Here is a 16599-nt window from a genome sequence, read left to right on the forward strand (position 1 = left end):
CCGTACCACGGGAGGGCCAACGGATCATCCCGGGCGGGCATGGCGGCTCATGGCGTATTCGATGCGGGCCGGGGTACCCGCCAAGGGTCCGGTCGTACGTCAATGCATCTCGAGTTTCCAGGAGTCGTCATGCCCGGAGTCATCAACCGCATCAAGCAGTTCGTCCGCAGCCCCCAGGGACAGCGCACGATCCAGCAGGCCCGTCGGGCCTCGGCCGACCCCAGGAAGCGGGCCCAGGCCAAGCGGATGCTCGGCAAGTTCGGTGGACGTCACTGAACGGGGTCCGCGTCACGGCCTCCCGGTGAGATCAGCCCGGTCTCGTAGGCGAGCACGACGGCTTGGACCCGGTCGCGCAGATCCAGTTTCGACAGGATGCGGCCGATGTGCGTCTTGACCGTGGTCGGGCTGAGGAAGAGGCGGTCGGCGAGTTCGGCGTTGCTCAGGCCCGTCGCCAGGAGGCGGAGCACCTCCAGTTCGCGGGGCGTCAGTCCGGAAAGGTCCCGGTGGAGGGCCGCAGGACGGTTCTCCTCGCGGGTGGCGAAGCGTTCGATGAGGCGGCGGGTGATGGTGGGCGCGAGCAGCGCGTCGCCGGACTGCACGAGGCGTACGGCGGCCACCAGATGCTCGGGGGTGACGTCCTTGAGCAGGAAGCCGCTGGCACCGGCGGTGAGCGCCGCGTACACGTAGTGGTCGAGGTCGTACGTGGTGAGGATGATGACCCGCGTCTCGTGCGGGCCCTCGCCGCCCAGGATCCTCCGGGTGGCCTCGATGCCGTCCATGTGAGGCATCCGGATGTCCATGAGGAAGACGTCGGGCCGGGTGCGCCGGACGGCTGCCACCGCCTCGGCCCCGTCGGCCGCCTCGGCCGTCACCTCGATGCCGTCGGCGGCCAGGATCATCCCGAATCCCGTGCGCACCAGGGCTTGGTCGTCGGCGATGACGATGCGGAGCGGTGGCCAACTCATGGTGTGGGCCAGGGTATGCGGGCCAGGATCCGGTAGCCCCCCGCGAGGGTGGGCCCCGCGGTGAGTTCGCCCCCGTAGACCGCGAGGCGCTCGCGCAGTCCGATCAGGCCGCGGCCGTCGCCGTCCGTCGGGGGTGGTGACGCTTTCTGTGCGCGGCCGGTGTCGATGACCTCGATCTCCAGGCAGCCGTCCGCGCGGCCGATGGTCACGGAGGCCTCCGCTCCTGGCGCGTGCTTGATGGCGTTGGTCAGCGCTTCCTGGACGACGCGGTACGCCGCGAGGTCCACCCCGGGCGACAGCGGGTCCTGCGGCAGGCTCACCGTGACGCCGACCGGGATCCCGGCGGCGCGCACGCGCGCGATCAGGGCGTCGAGTTCGCCGAGGCCCGGCTGCGGCTCCAGGCCGTCCGCCGGGGTGTCGTTCCTGCCGGTGTCCGGCGCGGCCAACAGGCCCATCACATGGCGTAGTTCGGCCATCGCGGCGCGGCCCCCGGCCTCGACCGCGAGGAGCGCCTCCTTCGACCGTTCCGGCGCCGCGTCCATCACCTTGCGTGCAGCGCCGGCCTGGATCACCATCACGCTCACATTGTGGGTCACCACGTCGTGCAGTTCGGCGGCGATGCGGGATCTCTCCTCGTCCACCGCCCTGCGCGTGGCCTCGCCCTGCGCCTGCTGCAGCCGCGCGTACCGGTCCGTGCTCGCCGTCAACTGCCGCCGCCAGAAACGGACCAGGGCGGCAACGACCCCCGCCACGAGCAGCACGACCGCCGGGCTGGACCAGCCCGGCAGGACGGGCGCCGTGTCCCTGAACGCGATGCCCGCGAGGACGGCGGCCAGCAGCAGCACGGCCACCGCCCCCATCCGGTAGCGGCTGTGCACGACAGCGCTGTAGGCGCCGATGACGCAGGTCAGCACGTTGATCCAGGACGTCTGGTCCTCACCGATGGCCAGCGCCACGGCCAGCACCGCCGCGAACGCGACCAGCGGATACCGGCGCCGGACCGCGAGCGGCAGAGCCGACAGCGCGACCAGCGGCCAGGGCGCGGCGTAGGGGGGTTCGTGGTGCACCGCTCCCGGCCCCGGAGGCGGCGGTTCGGGTCTGGCCGGAGGTTCCTGCCCGATCGACACCGGCCCGCTGTCCGGGTAACGCGCCGCCACGATCAGGGCGATGACGGTCAGCAGGACCGCCAGGGCCACATCGACGCGCACCGCACGGCGCGACGGCGGGGCGGGCGGCGCCTCGGCCCGTAACGCGTCGCGCAGTTGCTGACGCGGTCCGCGCCGCTCTCCCGTGTCCACCGGCTCATTGTGCGACCCGGCCACCGTGTGCCGCATCAGCCTGAGCGGCCGGGGTGCCGTCCCGCAGGAGTACGTCTCGGTGATGACTCCTCGGTGAAGTCCTTCGCGGGGAGGGCCGGATGTCGGTGCCGCGGCCGACGCGTCTTGACCGCGCGCACTCCTAGGTTCGCTGGGCCAGGCAGCCGTGAGCCCTCGACGAAGGACGGGACCTCCCATGACCCACGTGATCGAACTGCAGGGCGTGGCCAAGCGCTACGACGACGCCGGCGCGCCCGCGCTCGGGCCGATGGACCTCGGCGTCGCCCAGGGCGAGGCGCTGGCGGTGACAGGACCGTCCGGCAGCGGCAAGTCCACGCTCCTCAACCTCGTCGCGGGGCTCGACAAACCGACGGAGGGCGCGGTCACGGTGGCGGGCCGCCGCATCGACCGGCTGAGCGAGCACGCGCTGGCCCGCTTCCGCCGCGAACAGGTCGGCATGGTCTTCCAGTTCTTCAACCTCCTCGACGATCTCACCGTCGCCGACAACATCCGGCTGCCCGCCCAGCTGAGGGGAACGGCGCGGAAGAAGACCGCGGCCCGCACCGCCGAACTCATGGAGATCCTCGGCATCCAGAAGCACGCCCACGCCTATCCCGGCCGGCTCTCCGGCGGCGAACGCCAGCGCGTCGCGGTCGCCAGGGCCCTGGTCAACCGCCCCGCGCTGCTCCTGGCCGACGAACCGACCGGTGCGCTCGACACCGCATCGGGCCTCGACGTACGGGAGTTGCTGGTGGACCTGCACCGCGGCGGGCAGACCATCGTGCTCGTCACGCACGACCTGGCGCTGGCCGAGGCCTGCGCGAGCCGCACCATTCACCTGGTCGACGGCCAAGTCGCCCTGGACACGCCCGCGCAGGCGCTCCGATGAGCCGCGTCGGGAGCGGCGCGCTGGGCCGCGTCGTGCGCTCCGGGGTGGGCCGTCGGCGCGTACAGACCCTGGTGATCGCCGTGGCCACGATGATGGCCGTGGCGTCGGCCGTGGTCGCCGGGTCCCTCATGGTCGCCGCGGACACCCCCTTCGACCACGCCTTCGCACAGCAGCACGGGGCGCACCTCACCGCCCAGTTCGACCCGGCCAGGACGAGTACGGAGCGGATCGAGGACACCGGCCGGCTGGACGGCGTCACGGCGAGCGCGGGACCGTACCCGCTCACGACGATCAGTCCGGTGGGCCGGGACGGCGGGCATGTGCCGGCCACGACTCTGGCCGGGCGCGCCGCCGCGGACGCCGCGGTGGACGACCTGGACCTGAAGTCGGGGCGGTGGGCCACGAAGCCGGGGGAGGTCGTGCTGGACGCCAGTTATGCCGGACCCGCGTTCAAGGTCGGCTCCACCCTGCGGACCTCCGACGCGGCGGACGCCGAGACCCTCACGGTGGTCGGCCTCGCCGTATCCGTCAGCAGGACGGCCGCCGCCTGGGCGACGCCCGCGCAGGTCAGGGCGCTGGCGTCGAAGGACGATCCGGTCACGAGCCAGATGCTCTACCGCCTGGACCAGGCGGGGACGAAGGAGCAGATCGCCGAAGCACGCGAGAAGCTCGCCGCCGCGGTGCCGTCCGGCGCGCTGCTCGGCACCCGGTCCTATCTGGACACCAAGCGCGCCGCCGATCAGGGCGCGGCGCCGACCATCCCGTTCCTGATCGCGTTCGGGGTCCTCGGCATCACGATGTCCGTGATCATCGTCGGCAGCGTGGTCAGCGGCACGGTCGGCACGAGCCTGCGCAGGATCGGCATCCTCAAGGCCGTCGGATTCACCCCGCGCGAGGTGGTGCGCGCCTACGTGGCGCAGGCGCTGATCCCGGCGGGCGCCGGCATCGCCCTGGGGGTCGTCCTCGGCAACCTGCTGGCCGTCCCGCTCCTGGACGGCACGGAGGAGGTGTACGGCACGGCTTCGTTGTCGGTGGCCTGGTGGGTGGATGTCGTGGTGCCGGCCGCCGCGCTGTTCGTCGTCGGCCTCGCGGCGCTGGTCCCCGCGCTGCGGGCCGGGCGGCTGCGTACGGTCGAGGCCATCGCGGTGGGCCGGGCGCCGCGCACGGGACGCGGCCAGTGGGCGCACCGGGCCGCGGGGCGGCTGCCGCTGCCCCGGGCGGTGACCTACGGTCTCGCGAGTCCCTTCGCGCACCCGGTCCGTGCGGTCGCGATGCTGCTTGCGGTGGCCTTCGGCACGGTCGCGGCGACGTTCGCGGTGGGGCTGACCGCCTCCCTGAACGCCGTCGGGGAAGCGTCGGATCCCGAGGAACGGGCCGCGGTGACCGTGATCAGCGGACGCCCGGCACCGGGCCCGGGAGAGCCCGGCCCCGCGCAGGGCGAGGCACCTTCTCCGGCCACCGGCCCGACGGCCGGCTCGGCCGCGGACCCGGCGAAGGTGCGCGCCGCCATCGAGGCGCAGGCGGGCACCGCCTCGTACTACGGCCTGGCGGAGACCGAGGTCACCGTGAGCGGGATCTCCGGTCCGGTCCGGGCCAGCCTCTACGAAGGCGATCCAGAGGCGGGCGCCTACGAGATGATCGCGGGCCGGTGGTTCGGCCGCGCGGGAGAGCTCGTGGTGTCCACGCGTTTCCTGGAGAGCACCGGCAGCCAGATCGGTGACACCGTGCGGGTGACCGTGGGGACACAGAAGCGGACGCTGCGGATCGTCGGCGAGGCCTTCGACACCTCGGACGACGGCCTGCACCTGCACGCGCACATCGCCAGCTTCCCGGTGGCCGAGCCCGAGACGTTCCACGTCGACGTGCGGCCGGGCGTCTCCCCCGCCGCGTACGCCGAGAAGCTCGCCGCGGCCCTCGAACCGCTGGGCGGCCACGCCATGGCCCATTCCCCGTCCGGCCAGGAGGGCACGGTCCTCGTCCTGAACACCATGGCGGCGCTGCTCACCCTGATGCTCGTCTCCGTGGCGGGCCTCGGGGTCCTCAACTCGGTCGTCCTCGACACCCGGGAACGCGTCCACGACCTCGGCGTCTGCAAGGCCGTCGGCATGTCACCGCGGCAGACCGTGGGGCTCGTCCTGGCCTCGGTGGCGGGGATCGGTGTGGCCGGCGGTCTCGTGGGCGTGCCCGCCGGGTTCGCGCTGCACGACTTCGTGCTCCCGGCGATGGGCCGCGCGGCGGGCACCGGTCTGCCGCCGTCGGTCCTGGACGTGTACGGGACCCCGCAGCTGGTCCTGCTGTGCTTCGCCGGGGCAGTCATCGCGCTCCTGGGCGCACTGCTCCCCGCGACCTGGGCGGCACGGACCCGCACGGCCACCGCGCTGCGCACCGAGTGAGGGGGCGGGGGCTAGGGCTCCGCGGGCGGCCACTGGGGGCGCTGGTCGGCCGGGAGGGTCTGCAGGGCGTGGCCGACCGTGCGGTGGGCCGGGAGCAGTTCCGTGCTGCCGGTCAGCGTCAGCATCTCCGACAGGCGTCGCCCCGCGCCAGCGAGCAGCAGCCTGCCCTCGCGGCGGGCGAGCAGCCAGCGCACGGCGAGCAGGCAGTTGAGCCCGCGCGAGTCGCAGAACATCAGCGCCGTCACGTCGAGGACCAGATGCCGGTGCCCGGCCTCGACGGAAGCGCCGAGGGTACGCAGAAAGTACTCCTCGCAGGACTGGTCGAGCTCGCCGCTGACCCGCAGCACCGCGGAGTCGGAGCAACTCGCGAGCTCGGTGATGGTCAGGCGATGGGTCTCAGTGGACATCACACCCCCATGAGCCATCGTACCGAGATCAGCCCAGTGGCCTCTCCCGAAACAGCTCCGCGCGGCGCTTCCCCGCTGTCCTGCCCTCTGACCTGCGCCGACTACCTCTTGTCGGTGAGCTTGGCGCGCAGTCGCCCGAGGGTCCTGCTGAGGATGCGCGAGACGTGCATCTGGGAGATGCCCAGCTCCGCACCGATCTCGCTCTGCGTCATGTCGGCGGCGAAGCGCATCGCGAGGATCTTGCGTTCGCGGGCCGGCAGCGCGGCGATGAGCGGCTTCAGGGAGTGCAGGTCCTCGACCTTGTCCAGGGCCGGGTCGCTGTAGCCGACGTGATCGGCCAGCGTGTCGTCCGAGTCGACGCCGTCGGCCGGGAAGTCCAGGGAGGCGGTGGTGTAGCCGTTGGCCGCGGTGAGGCCCTCGCTGATCTCGGCCTCGTCCAGGTTCAGGTGCTCGGCGAGTTCGGCGGTGGTCGGCGCGTGGCCGTTGGCCTGTTCGAGGACGGTGGTGGCCTTCACCAGGTCGAGGCGGAGTTCCTGCAGCCGCCTCGGGACGCGCACGGCCCACGTGGTGTCGCGGAAGAAGCGCTTGATCTCGCCCATGATCGTGGGCAGCGCGAAGGTGGTGAACTCCACGCCACGTGCGAGGTCGAAGCGGTTGATCGCCTTGATCAGGCCGATCGTGCCGACCTGCACGACGTCCTCGTACGACTCGTCGCGCGGGCGCATCCGGTGCGCCGCGTACTGCACGAGGTTGAGGTTCAGCTCCACCAGGGAGTTGCGTACGTACGCGTGCTCGGGCGTCCCTTCCTCCACCTCGTCCAGGCGGGCGAAGAGCGCCTTGGACAGGGCCCGGAGGTCGGCCGTCCGCCGACTGCCGGTGTGCGGCGCGGTGTAGGGCAGGGGGTGCTCGATGTCCGTCGGCTCGGCGGCGGCGAGGTCGGGGCCGGCGGTATGTCGGTCGGCGTACGACATCGTGGAAGCGGTGCTGCTGGTCATCGGGGACACCTTCGTCACTCCCGGCCCAGATGGCGCCCTCCGGGAGAGAGCGCGCTGTGGACGGGCTCTTACCCGCCATCTCCCGTTACATACCTGTGACTTGACTCTCCGTCTCTCGTATAGGAAGCGCCTTTCGGGGAACTCGACTCGACCGTGGGACGACACGGGAGGTGGACGGCTGTGATCTGGTGGATGTGGCTGGCCGTGGTACTGGTCGCACTGCTCCTGTTGGCCGGTACGGTCCTCGGAGTTCAGGCGAAACGCCGTGGTGGCGGCGCGATCGTGGTCCGGCGGGGGCGCCGGGCGGGACGCGGGGGGATTCGATGATCACCTTGATGCTCGTCGCCGAGCTCACCAAGCGGCCCGTGGTCACGCTCGGCGGGGAGGCGGTGGCCCAGGTCAAGGACACCGTCTTCGACGCCTCGGGCGGACAGATCACCGGTTTCACGCTGGCGGGCCGCGGGCTGCTGTCAGGACCGCTCAAGCAGAGCCTGCCCTGGTCCGGCGTCCACGCCCTGGGACCGGACGCGGTGATGATCCCGTCCGACGATGTTTTGCAGGCCAGGGACGCGGTGGTGGACAGGGGCGAGGCCGACACCGGTCAGGTGCGGGGCGCCCGCGTACTGAGCGACGGGGGGCTGGAGTTGGGCACCGTCCTTGACGCGGTCGTGGAGAGCGGTGTCAGCGGAAGGGTGGCCGGATTCGAGATCGCGACCACCGAGGCCATGGGCCGCCACGAGCGCAGGGCGTTCCTGCCCGTGCACGGGCAACTGGCCATGACCGGGGACACGTTGGTGATCCCGGCCGGGCTCGCCGGGCAGGCGGTGGACGATCTCGACGCGCTGACCGCGGCGTGGCACCGAGGCCGGGCCGCGGGTGAGACGGAACTCCGGAAGGGGCACGAGCGATGATGCTGCTCAGCCAGGTTCTCGGGCATCCGGTGATCGGCGCCAATGACGCGCGGCCGGCCGGTGAGGTGGCCGGGCTCGCCATCGATCCGCGGACCCGCCGGATCACGGAACTGTATGTGCGGGGCGCCAGGAGCGGCGGCGACAGCGTTCCGTGGGCGCAGGTGCGCGGGATGGGACCGGACGCCGTGATCATCGAAACCACCGCCGCCGCGACCGAGGCGGCACACGGCGGCTCGCACTCCCGCGCGCACAAGCGGCTGCTGGGCAAGCGGGTCCTCACCGAGTACGGCGAGGACATCGGCACGCTCACCGAAGTCACGTTCGACCCGGACACCGGCGGCATCGGCGATCTCTACGTCGGGCGCGAACAGGTCCCCGGCAGCCGCCTCGTGGGCCTGGGCTCGTACGCACTGGTCCTCGGTGCGGACGTTCCGCCCCTGCCCGCGCGCTGATCCGCCCCGCTGCGGGCCGGCCACCCCATTGGGTGAGAGTGCTCCCCGGGCCGTCGGGCAGCAGAAACGCCATGCGAGTCATCAGTCTGATCGAGCACGCCATGGAGCGTTGGACCACCACTCTGTGGACCCTGCTGCTGCCACCGAAACAGAAGCGCGGGGAAGTGGTCGCCATACTGCGTCGGCAGTGCGACGACAGCGCGTTGATCCTCGGGCGCGAGCGCGTCCTCGTGCCCAACTCGTTCGTCATCGACCTGCCGCCGGAGAGCCACCGGCAGCTGACCACCACCGGCACGGAGCTGAACCGCTACCTCGCCGCCCAGGTGCACCGCCATGCCGCCGAGCAGGGCTACACGTTCGCCGGGCCCGTGGCCGTCAGCCTGCGGTCGGCCGATGGTGACGCGGTCGGCAGGTTCCAGATCCACGGCCAGATCGCCCCGCAGAGGACGGGGTGATCCACGGGCCCGGCCCTCTGCCGATCCTGCGCCGGCCCCCAGCCGCAGAAACGCTGCGTTTCGAGCGAAGCAATATGTGTGCCGGCCGTGAGAGAAATCAGCGGCAGGCGCTCTGAGTCTTTCTTGTGCGACGCCCGGAACGCATTTTTTTACCACGCGCCGCCGGTCGCACCGTGCTACTGTCGATCTCAGTTGCAGTTGTGGTTCCCAAAAACTTCAAGTGCCCTCACCGCCTTTTCGGCCGGTGGGAGCACTTTTGTATTTCCGGTCATTTCCGGCGGGGCAATCATCGCGGCGACGCGGAGTCAGCACAGTGCGGCTCCGGGCACTGCCCCGAAGGAGATAATTATGGCTAACGGCACCGTGAAGTGGTTCAACTCGGAAAAGGGCTTCGGCTTCATCGAGCAGGACGGCGGCGGCCCCGACGTCTTCGCCCACTACTCGAACATCGCCGCCCAGGGATTCCGTGAGCTCCAGGAAGGCCAGAAGGTGAGCTTCGACATCGCCCAGGGCCAGAAGGGCCCGACGGCCGAGAACATCGTTCCCGCCTGACGCTCACGCGCACTTCGCAGCTGGGGCCCGCACCTTGGGGTGCGGGCCCCAGCTCGTGCATTTTCAGCATCATCCAGGGCCACTAGTTCCTGCGCGCTCATCTTTTCCTGATCTCGCGCCTGCCGTGCCCTGCCCGGAACGCCAGACGTTCCCGCGCATCCGCCCGCAGAACATCGCAGCCGGCCGGATTCGCCCCACGCATTTCATCCGGCCCGTTCTCGCGATTCTCCGCGCTGCATTTCCGCTGCGGAAATTCCTTGGTACGTGCCGCATCGAGGAAGGTTCCGCATGAACCGCACACGCTCAAACGACCGCCCTTACCGCGCCCGCTCGGGCTCGGGTTCCGGCTCGGGCTCCGGCTACGGCTCCGGGCACGGATCGCGCTCCGGTTCCGGCGCACCTCGCCGTTCCGGTGGCTACGGACGCCGTCCGGCGGCACCCCAGGGCGAGTTCGCCCTGCCGGTCACCGTCACCCCCGCTCTCCCGGCCGTCGAGGCGTTCGCGGATCTCGCGATGCCGGCGCCGCTGCTCGCCGCGCTCGGCCGCGAGGGCATGAGCGTGCCGTTCCCGATCCAGGGGGCGACGCTGCCCAACTCCCTCGCCGGCCGTGACGTACTCGGCCGCGGCCGCACCGGTTCGGGCAAGACGCTCGCCTTCGGCCTCGCGCTGCTCGCCCGTACGGAAGGCCTGCGCGCCGAGCCGCGCCAGCCGCTCGCCCTGGTCCTCGTGCCCACCCGTGAGCTGGCCCAGCAGGTCACCGACGCGCTCACGCCGTACGCCCGCGCCCAGCGCCTGAAGCTCGCCACGGTGGTCGGCGGCATGTCGATCGGTAGGCAGGCCGGTGCGCTCCGCGCCGGCGCCGAGGTCGTCGTCGCCACGCCCGGCCGTCTGAAGGACCTCATCGACCGCGGCGAGTGCCGGCTGAACCAGGTCGCCATCACCGTCCTGGACGAGGCCGACCAGATGGCCGACATGGGCTTCATGCCCCAGGTCACCGCGCTGCTCGACCAGGTGCGCCCCGAAGGCCAGCGGATGCTGTTCTCGGCCACGCTCGACCGCAACGTCGACCTGCTGGTCCGCCGCTACCTCAACGACCCGGTCGTCCACTCCGTCGACCCCTCGCAGGGCGCGGTGACCACGATGGAGCACCACGTGCTGCACGTGCACGGCGCGGACAAGAACCAGGCCACCACCGAGATCGCGGCCCGCGACGGCCGGGTGATCATGTTCCTGGACACCAAGCACGGCGTCGACCGGCTGACCGAGCACCTGCTGAACAGCGGCGTGCGCGCCGCGGCCCTGCACGGCGGGAAGTCCCAGCCGCAGCGCACCCGGACCCTGACCCAGTTCAAGACCGGTCATGTGACGGTGCTCGTGGCGACCAACGTCGCCGCGCGCGGGATCCACGTCGACAACCTCGACCTGGTCGTGAACGTCGACCCGCCCACCGACCACAAGGACTACCTCCACCGCGGCGGGCGTACGGCCCGCGCCGGTGAGTCCGGCAGTGTGGTCACCCTGGTGACACCGGGTCAGCGTCGTGACATGAGCCGTCTGATGGCCGCCGCGGGCATCACCCCGCAGACCACCCAAGTGCGCTCCGGCGAGGAGGAGTTGAGCCGCATCACCGGCGCGCAGGCTCCTTCGGGCGTCCCGGTCACCATCGCGAGGCCCGTCACCGAGCGCCCCCGGCGCGGCAGTTCGGCCTCTTCCCGTGGCCGGCGCAGCCGCAGCGCCCAGGACCGCCGCACCGACCGTGCCCCGCGCCGCCCCGCGCAGGGACCGAACAGCTCGGCGGCCTAGAGCTCGCGCGACCATCAGGCCCACCCACCTTCGCAGGAGGCACCTTTGACACCGGTTCAGGCACCGTCACGCGGACCGCAGGTCCGTGACGACATGACCGTCGAGCTCGCCCTGTCGGTGATGGCGGGCGCGGGCGCCGGCCATCTGTTCCTGTGCGACGAGGACGACCAGCGCACGCGCCTGATCACGCGTGCCCGGCTCATCGAGGTCCGCGAAGGCCCCGCCTACTCGGACCAGGTCCGCCTGCGGGACGTCTTCACCCTCACGCGTTGAGCGTTCCGCCCCTGTCACCGCCCCATCTCCGTACCTGTGAGGCACCATGCGCTGCGTCATCGCCCGTTTCCCGTTCGACCTCACCAAGTCTGGGGTGCTCGACGCGATGAAGGGGGTCAAGCCCGAGCCCGTCACGGGTGACTCCGTCATCGTCGGCCGCCGCCACTACCCCATCAAGCAGGTGGGCGCCGTGATCACCCGGCAGGACCGGCGTGACTTCAGCGCCGCGGAGGTCACCCGCGCCATGCGGCTGCTCGGCTTCACCTGCCGCACGCCTTCCGAGGACGCCGCCCCGAGCGACCTCACCCCGCTCCAGACGGCGTCGGCTCTGCTCGGCGCCCCCACTCCCGCGTAGCGGGAGACGCACGACCCGAACAACAGAACTATGAAGAGGGCCCCGCCGGTGCATCGGCGGGGCCCTCTTCGCGTTGCCCCCTCGCATGTACCCGTGGGGCAGTCCACAAAATCTATGCTCGCCATAGTAGACATTGCGCGGTCGCATGATTAAGGTTTCTCTCGTAGCTGGTAACCCAGAGGGAGAACGGAGGGAGCAGACGCCATCAGGATCGCCCGGCCCGAGATCGATGGGCCCGGGTAGCCGCAAGACCCCGGAACGGAAGGTGGTCCTCGGTCACGCATCTGCGATCCCCGCATTTCCGCCCTCTCGCAGGGCCGGACAGCGGAAACAGGAGGTCGGCGCAGCAATAGGGCCGACAGATGGTGTTGAATTTCCTTCGGGGCCCTGGTGCCGTACGGCACCAGGGCCCCTCGACGCGTTGGCATAACGAGGTGACATGACAGCAGATACCCCGCTCAGTGGTCGTCTGGACGACGACGACTACCCCGCCTACACCATGGGACGGGCCGCCGAGATGCTCGGCACCACGCCCGGCTTCCTGCGGGCCATCGGTGAGGCCCGCCTGATCACGCCGCTCCGCTCGGAAGGCGGGCACCGGCGCTACTCCCGCTACCAACTGCGGATCGCCGCCCGCGCCCGCGAGCTGGTGGACCAGGGAACCCCGGTCGAGGCGGCTTGCCGCATCGTCATCCTCGAGGACCAGCTCGAGGAGGCACAGCGCATCAACGCCGAGTACCGCCGCGCCTCGACGGAGTCGGGCGACGGCCCGAGCTGAGCCCCGCCCCTCCCAGGAGGGGCCACTCCCCCGGCAGGGCCGGTCACGCGACCGGCGGCCACACCCCCGGGGCGAGCACTCCCAGCGCGTACGCCCGCGCCACCAGTTCCGTTCGGTTCGCCGCGCCCCAGCGCTCGGTCAGGCGGCGCAGATGGTAGGTGACGCCGTCCGTGGTGAGGCCCGTGTCGCGGGCCGCCTGAGCCGTGGTGGCGCCACCGGCGAGCAGGGCCAGGATGCGGGCCTCGGCCGCCGTGGCGGACCGGGCGGGCGGCTCCGGAGCGGGGGCGCGCTCCTCGCCGAGGACGCGCAGCAGCACCAGGAGCCCGGGGACCGCGGCGGCCGTGTCGCTCACCGGCTCCGCCGTCAGCTCGCCGTGGCGGCGCGCCCCGTCGGCCGCGTCCCAGCGCACCGCGACGGGGTAGCGCGAGCGGCGGCCGAGGCGCACGGCCTCGGCGATCCGCAGGACCTGCGTCTCCTCCTCGGGGCGGAACAGCTCCAGTACATTGCGACCGCGCAGGGAGCCGGAGGTCTCGCCCCATTCCGCCGTCATCGCCGGATTGGCGAGGATGATCGCCCCGTTCGCGTCGCAGACCGCGACCGGCATCGGGATGCGGTCGAAGAGGGTCATGGCGCGGTTGCGCCACAGCACGGAGTCCGTGGAGTCCACGGGGCGACTCCTTCCGGCGGGCAGTCGGGAGCGGGGCAGTCAAGAGCAGGGCGTCGTTCGCCACTACACAATCATGTAGCGGCACGGCGCGGACCCGCGGGGACCGGCGATCAAGCTGGTGAGGAGTGACTTCCGTACGGCGAAAGGCAGTTGTCACGCCATGCCCCCCACCACCGCACCGCTCCCCCAGGACGCCGGCTCCGGCCTCGACGGCGTGCCGCTGATCGACATCTCCGCCACCGGACCGGGCCCCGCCCCGCTGCAGCAGGTCATGGAGCTGGTCCGCCGGCACGGGCCCGTGGTGCGCCGGCGGCTGCACGGCCGCGACGCGCTGTTCGTGAGCGATCTCGATCTCGTGACCGAGCTCGCGGACGAGACCCGGTTCGCCAAGCACGTCGGGCCCGCCCTGGAGAACGTGCGCGAGTTCACCGCCGACGGACTGTTCACCGCGTACAACGACGAACCCAACTGGGCCCGCGCGCACGACATCCTGATGCCCGCGTTCGCCATGGGTTCGATGCGTACGTACCACCCGATGATGCTGCGCGTCGCCCGGCGGCTCGTCGAGGCGTGGGACCGGGGCGCGCGCGACGGGCGTCCCGTGGACGTGCCGGGCGACATGACCCGGATGACCCTGGACACGATCGGGCTCGCCGGGTTCGGCTACGACTTCGGTTCGTTCGAGCGGGCCGAGCCGCATCCCTTCGTCGACGCCATGGTGCGCTGCCTGGAGTGGAGCATGACGCGGCTGAGCCGTACGCCGGGCAGCGATCACACGGCGGCGGACGCGGCCTTCCGGGCGGACGCCGGGTACCTGGCGCAGGTGGTGGACGAGGTCATCTCCGCGCGGCAGGGCGGGACATCGGGCGCGGGGCCCGCCGAAGACCTGCTCGGGCTCATGCTCAGCGCCACGCACCCCGGCGACGGCACGAAGCTGGACACCGCCAACATCCGCAACCAGGTCATCACCTTCCTGATCGCCGGCCACGAGACGACGTCCGGCGCGATGTCGTTCGCGCTGTACTACCTGGCCAAGCACCCCGCCGTCCTCGACCTCGTGCGGCGCGAGGTCGACGCCCTGTGGGGCGACACCGCCGATCCGGAGCCGACCTTCGACGACGTCGGGCGGCTCACGTACACCCGTCAGGTCCTCAACGAGGCGCTGCGGCTGTGGCCGACGGCCGCCGCGTTCGGCCGCCACGCCCGCGAGGACACACTCCTCGGCGGCCGCATTCCGCTGCGCGAGGGGCAGGGCGTCACCGTCCTGACGCCGATGCTGCACCGGCAGCCCGTGTGGGGCGACAACCCGGAGCTCTTCGACCCGGCACGCTTCACCGCCGAGGCGGAGGCCGCGCGCTCCCCGCACGCGTTCAAGCCGTTCGGGACCGGTGAACGTGCCTGCATCGGGCGGCAGTTCGCGCTGCACGAGGCGACGATGCTGCTCGGGATGCTGGTGCATCGCTACCGGCTGCACGATCACGCCGACTACCGGCTCACCGTCAAGGAGACGCTCACCCTCAAGCCCGACGGCTTCACGCTCACGCTGACGCCGCGCACCTCCGCCGACCGCGTGCACGGTGCGCTGCCGGGCGTGACGGCCGCTCCCGCCGTGGCGGACCCCGACGCCGCCGCCCTGCCCGCGCGCGTCGTGCCCGGCACCCGCGCGCTCTTCCTGCACGGCAGCAACTACGGGACCTGCCGGGACTTCGCGGCCCAACTCGCGGACGAAGCCGCGTCGGTGGGCTGCACGACGGAGGTCGCTCCACTGGACGAGTACGCCGGAGCCCTTCCCTCCGACCGCCCCGTCGTCATCACCGCCGCCTCCTACAACGGCCGGCCCACCGACGACGCCACGGCGTTCGCCTCCTGGCTGGACGGCGCCCCGGAGGCCACCGCCGAGAACGTCACCTACGCGGTCCTCGGCGTGGGCGACCGCAACTGGGCCGCCACCTATCAGCACGTCCCGACGCGCTTCGACGAGCGGCTCGCGGAGCTGGGCGGCACCCGGCTCCTGGAACGCACGGCGGCCGACGCCTCGGGCGATCTCGGCGGCACCGTACGCGAGTTCACCGCGCGGCTGCGCAAGGCCCTCCTGGAGCAGTACGGCGATCCCGACGCCCTTGAGGCTCCGGATTCCACGACTCCCTCGGACGCGTACGAGGTGCGCGAGCTGACCGGCGGCCCGCTGGACGCGCTCGCCGCGCGGCACGGTCTGGTCCCGATGACGGTCAGCGAGGCCCACGACCTCACCGCGCCCGGCCACCCCCGCACGAAGCGGTTCGTGCGGCTCGCGCTGCCCGAGGGCACGACCTATCGCACCGGCGATCACCTCACCGTGCTGCCCGTCAACGACCCCGCGCTCGTCGAGCGGGCCGCCGCCGCCCTCGGGGTGGACCTGGACGCCGTCCTCGACATCCGTGCGAGCCGTCCGCGCCGCGACGGCCTCGCCGTCGACCGGCCGCTGACGGTACGTCAACTGCTGGCACAGCACGTCGAACTGCAGGGCCGCCCCACCCCGGAGCAGCTCGCCGTGCTCGCCGCCGCCAATCCCTGCCCGCCGGAGCGGGCCGAGCTCGCGGCCCTCGCCTCCGACGCCGGGGCCCGCGCGGGTGACGGACGCACGCTGCTCGAACTGGTCGAGGCCTGCCCCGCGCTGCGCGGGGCCCTGGAGTGGCCGCGGCTGCTCGACGTGCTCACGCCGCTGCGGCCCCGGCACTACTCGGTGTCCTCCTCGCCGGGCACGCAGCCCGGCCACGCCGACCTGATGGTCTCCCTCCTGGAGGCGCCCGCCCGCTCGGGCAGCGGGCGGCTGTACCGCGGGACGGGCTCCGGGCACCTCAACGGGGTGCGGCCGGGCGACACCGTTCTGGCCAAGGTCCAGCCCTGCCGCGAGGCCTTCCGCATCGACCATGGCGACAGCGCGCCGGTCATCATGGTCGCCGCGGGCACCGGCCTCGCGCCGTTCCGCGGGACCATCGCGGACCGTACGGCCCTGATCGCGTCCGGCAGCCAACTGCCGCCCGCGCTCTGCTACTTCGGCTGCGACCACCCGGACGCCGACTTCCTGCACGCGGCGGAACTGCGCGCCGCGGAAGCCGCCGGAGCGGTCTCGCTGCGCCCCGCCTTCAGCGCCGCCCCCGTCGACGGGGTGGCCTTCGTCCAGCACCGCATCGCGGCGGAGGGCGAGGAGGTGTGGGCCCTGCTGAGCGCCGGCGCCCGGGTGTACGTGTGCGGCGACGGCTCCCGCATGGCTCCGGGCGTACGGGAGGCCCTGCGCGCGCTCCACCGGGAGCGCACACCAGGGGCCACGCCTGAGGACTCCGCCCGCTGGCTGGACGAGCTGACCGCGCAGGGGCGCTACGTGGAGGACGTGTACGCGGCGGGGTGA

General features: G+C 72.1%; 17 protein-coding genes. 12 read left to right on the top strand and 5 right to left on the bottom strand.

Annotation, left to right across the window (positions count from 1 at the left end; genetic code table 11):
• Positions 1-129 precede the first annotated feature (129 nt).
• Positions 130-276: a hypothetical protein gene (locus AB0M70_RS22755; protein WP_365822042.1), complete on the top strand. Its 147-nt coding sequence runs from the start codon at positions 130-132 to the stop codon at positions 274-276.
• Here the strand turns inward: AB0M70_RS22755 and AB0M70_RS22760 are convergent.
• Positions 270-965, bottom strand: a complete 696-nt coding sequence (locus tag AB0M70_RS22760; protein WP_365822044.1) for a response regulator transcription factor — start codon at positions 963-965, stop codon at positions 270-272. The two genes, AB0M70_RS22755 and AB0M70_RS22760, sit on opposite strands and share 7 nt — an antisense overlap.
• Positions 962-2263 (bottom strand): histidine kinase, encoded by a 1302-nt coding sequence (locus AB0M70_RS22765; protein ID WP_365822046.1) that lies wholly within the window; start codon positions 2261-2263, stop codon positions 962-964. The genes AB0M70_RS22760 and AB0M70_RS22765 overlap by 4 nt, the downstream gene beginning before the upstream one ends.
• Before the next feature lie 214 nt (positions 2264-2477).
• Here AB0M70_RS22765 and AB0M70_RS22770 point away from each other — a divergent pair, with 214 nt between their 5' ends.
• On the top strand, positions 2478-3170 hold the full coding sequence (locus AB0M70_RS22770) for an ABC transporter ATP-binding protein (RefSeq protein WP_365822048.1): 693 nt from the start codon (positions 2478-2480) through the stop codon (positions 3168-3170).
• On the top strand, positions 3167-5563 hold the full coding sequence (locus AB0M70_RS22775) for an FtsX-like permease family protein (RefSeq protein WP_365822051.1): 2397 nt from the start codon (positions 3167-3169) through the stop codon (positions 5561-5563). Before AB0M70_RS22770 ends, AB0M70_RS22775 begins: the two co-directional genes overlap by 4 nt.
• Before the next feature lie 11 nt (positions 5564-5574).
• Here the strand turns inward: AB0M70_RS22775 and AB0M70_RS22780 are convergent, their stop codons facing one another.
• Together AB0M70_RS22780 and AB0M70_RS22785 are read right to left on the bottom strand one after the other, a co-directional pair.
• Positions 5575-5970 carry an STAS domain-containing protein gene (locus AB0M70_RS22780; RefSeq protein ID WP_363206520.1) on the bottom strand — a complete coding sequence of 132 codons (396 nt, stop codon included), beginning with the start codon at positions 5968-5970 and terminating at the stop codon, positions 5575-5577.
• Between the two features lie 101 nt (positions 5971-6071).
• Positions 6072-6965 carry an RNA polymerase sigma factor SigF gene (locus tag AB0M70_RS22785; protein ID WP_365822054.1) on the bottom strand — a complete coding sequence of 298 codons (894 nt, stop codon included), beginning with the start codon at positions 6963-6965 and terminating at the stop codon, positions 6072-6074.
• A 323-nt stretch (positions 6966-7288) separates the two neighbouring features.
• Between AB0M70_RS22785 and AB0M70_RS22790 the strand changes: the two genes are divergently transcribed.
• The 8 genes from AB0M70_RS22790 (at position 7289) to AB0M70_RS22825 (ending at position 12544) form a co-directional block, all read left to right on the top strand.
• A complete protein-coding gene (locus tag AB0M70_RS22790; protein ID WP_365822056.1) occupies positions 7289-7876 on the top strand; it encodes a PRC-barrel domain-containing protein in 588 nt (195 codons plus the stop codon).
• On the top strand, positions 7873-8328 hold the full coding sequence (locus tag AB0M70_RS22795; protein ID WP_365822058.1) for a PRC-barrel domain-containing protein: 456 nt from the start codon (positions 7873-7875) through the stop codon (positions 8326-8328). The genes AB0M70_RS22790 and AB0M70_RS22795 overlap by 4 nt, the downstream gene beginning before the upstream one ends.
• A 71-nt stretch (positions 8329-8399) precedes the next feature.
• A complete protein-coding gene (locus tag AB0M70_RS22800; protein ID WP_365822060.1) occupies positions 8400-8783 on the top strand; it encodes an FhaA domain-containing protein in 384 nt (127 codons plus the stop codon).
• A gap of 348 nt (positions 8784-9131) precedes the next feature.
• Positions 9132-9335, top strand: coding sequence for a cold-shock protein (locus AB0M70_RS22805; RefSeq protein ID WP_363206525.1), 204 nt, complete (start codon positions 9132-9134; stop codon positions 9333-9335).
• A 288-nt stretch (positions 9336-9623) separates the two neighbouring features.
• Complete coding sequence (locus AB0M70_RS22810) at positions 9624-11138, top strand: DEAD/DEAH box helicase (RefSeq protein WP_365822063.1); 1515 nt, start codon at positions 9624-9626, stop codon at positions 11136-11138.
• A 45-nt stretch (positions 11139-11183) separates the two neighbouring features.
• Positions 11184-11411 (top strand): CBS domain-containing protein, encoded by a 228-nt coding sequence (locus AB0M70_RS22815; protein ID WP_365822065.1) that lies wholly within the window; start codon positions 11184-11186, stop codon positions 11409-11411.
• Between the two features lie 46 nt (positions 11412-11457).
• Complete coding sequence (locus tag AB0M70_RS22820) at positions 11458-11766, top strand: SCO5918 family protein (protein ID WP_365822067.1); 309 nt, start codon at positions 11458-11460, stop codon at positions 11764-11766.
• A gap of 439 nt (positions 11767-12205) precedes the next feature.
• The gene (locus tag AB0M70_RS22825; protein WP_365822069.1) at positions 12206-12544 is read left to right on the top strand and encodes a MerR family transcriptional regulator; all 339 of its coding nucleotides are present in this window, start codon (positions 12206-12208) and stop codon (positions 12542-12544) included.
• Between the two features lie 43 nt (positions 12545-12587).
• On the opposite strand, the gene AB0M70_RS22830 is transcribed toward AB0M70_RS22825, so the two are convergent.
• On the bottom strand, positions 12588-13172 hold the full coding sequence (locus AB0M70_RS22830) for a PAS domain-containing protein (RefSeq protein WP_365822384.1): 585 nt from the start codon (positions 13170-13172) through the stop codon (positions 12588-12590).
• Between the two features lie 199 nt (positions 13173-13371).
• On the opposite strand from AB0M70_RS22830, the gene AB0M70_RS22835 reads away from it, so the two are divergent.
• Entirely contained in the window at positions 13372-16599 is a 3228-nt protein-coding gene (locus AB0M70_RS22835; RefSeq protein WP_365822071.1) for a cytochrome P450, read from the top strand.

Origin of the sequence: Streptomyces sp. NPDC051214, assembly GCF_040682375.1 — a bacterium.
Classification (GTDB): Bacteria; Actinomycetota; Actinomycetes; order Streptomycetales; family Streptomycetaceae; genus Streptomyces.

Bases quoted from the DNA above. Each gene is read 5' to 3' on its own strand.
- AB0M70_RS22795 (WP_365822058.1), top strand. From the start codon at position 7,873: ATGATGCTGCTCAGCCAGGTTCTCGGGCATCCGGTGATCGGCGCCAAT.
- AB0M70_RS22755 (WP_365822042.1), top strand. From the start codon at position 130: ATGCCCGGAGTCATCAACCGCATCAAGCAGTTCGTCCGCAGCCCCCAG.
- AB0M70_RS22760 (WP_365822044.1), bottom strand. From the start codon at position 965: ATGAGTTGGCCACCGCTCCGCATCGTCATCGCCGACGACCAAGCCCTG.
- AB0M70_RS22785 (WP_365822054.1), bottom strand. From the start codon at position 6,965: ATGACCAGCAGCACCGCTTCCACGATGTCGTACGCCGACCGACATACC.
- AB0M70_RS22835 (WP_365822071.1), top strand. From the start codon at position 13,372: ATGCCCCCCACCACCGCACCGCTCCCCCAGGACGCCGGCTCCGGCCTC.
- AB0M70_RS22780 (WP_363206520.1), bottom strand. From the start codon at position 5,970: ATGTCCACTGAGACCCATCGCCTGACCATCACCGAGCTCGCGAGTTGC.
- AB0M70_RS22800 (WP_365822060.1), top strand. From the start codon at position 8,400: ATGCGAGTCATCAGTCTGATCGAGCACGCCATGGAGCGTTGGACCACC.
- AB0M70_RS22830 (WP_365822384.1), bottom strand. From the start codon at position 13,172: ATGACCCTCTTCGACCGCATCCCGATGCCGGTCGCGGTCTGCGACGCG.
- AB0M70_RS22810 (WP_365822063.1), top strand. From the start codon at position 9,624: ATGAACCGCACACGCTCAAACGACCGCCCTTACCGCGCCCGCTCGGGC.
- AB0M70_RS22820 (WP_365822067.1), top strand. From the start codon at position 11,458: ATGCGCTGCGTCATCGCCCGTTTCCCGTTCGACCTCACCAAGTCTGGG.
- AB0M70_RS22790 (WP_365822056.1), top strand. From the start codon at position 7,289: ATGATCACCTTGATGCTCGTCGCCGAGCTCACCAAGCGGCCCGTGGTC.
- AB0M70_RS22825 (WP_365822069.1), top strand. From the start codon at position 12,206: ATGACAGCAGATACCCCGCTCAGTGGTCGTCTGGACGACGACGACTAC.
- AB0M70_RS22770 (WP_365822048.1), top strand. From the start codon at position 2,478: ATGACCCACGTGATCGAACTGCAGGGCGTGGCCAAGCGCTACGACGAC.
- AB0M70_RS22805 (WP_363206525.1), top strand. From the start codon at position 9,132: ATGGCTAACGGCACCGTGAAGTGGTTCAACTCGGAAAAGGGCTTCGGC.
- AB0M70_RS22775 (WP_365822051.1), top strand. From the start codon at position 3,167: ATGAGCCGCGTCGGGAGCGGCGCGCTGGGCCGCGTCGTGCGCTCCGGG.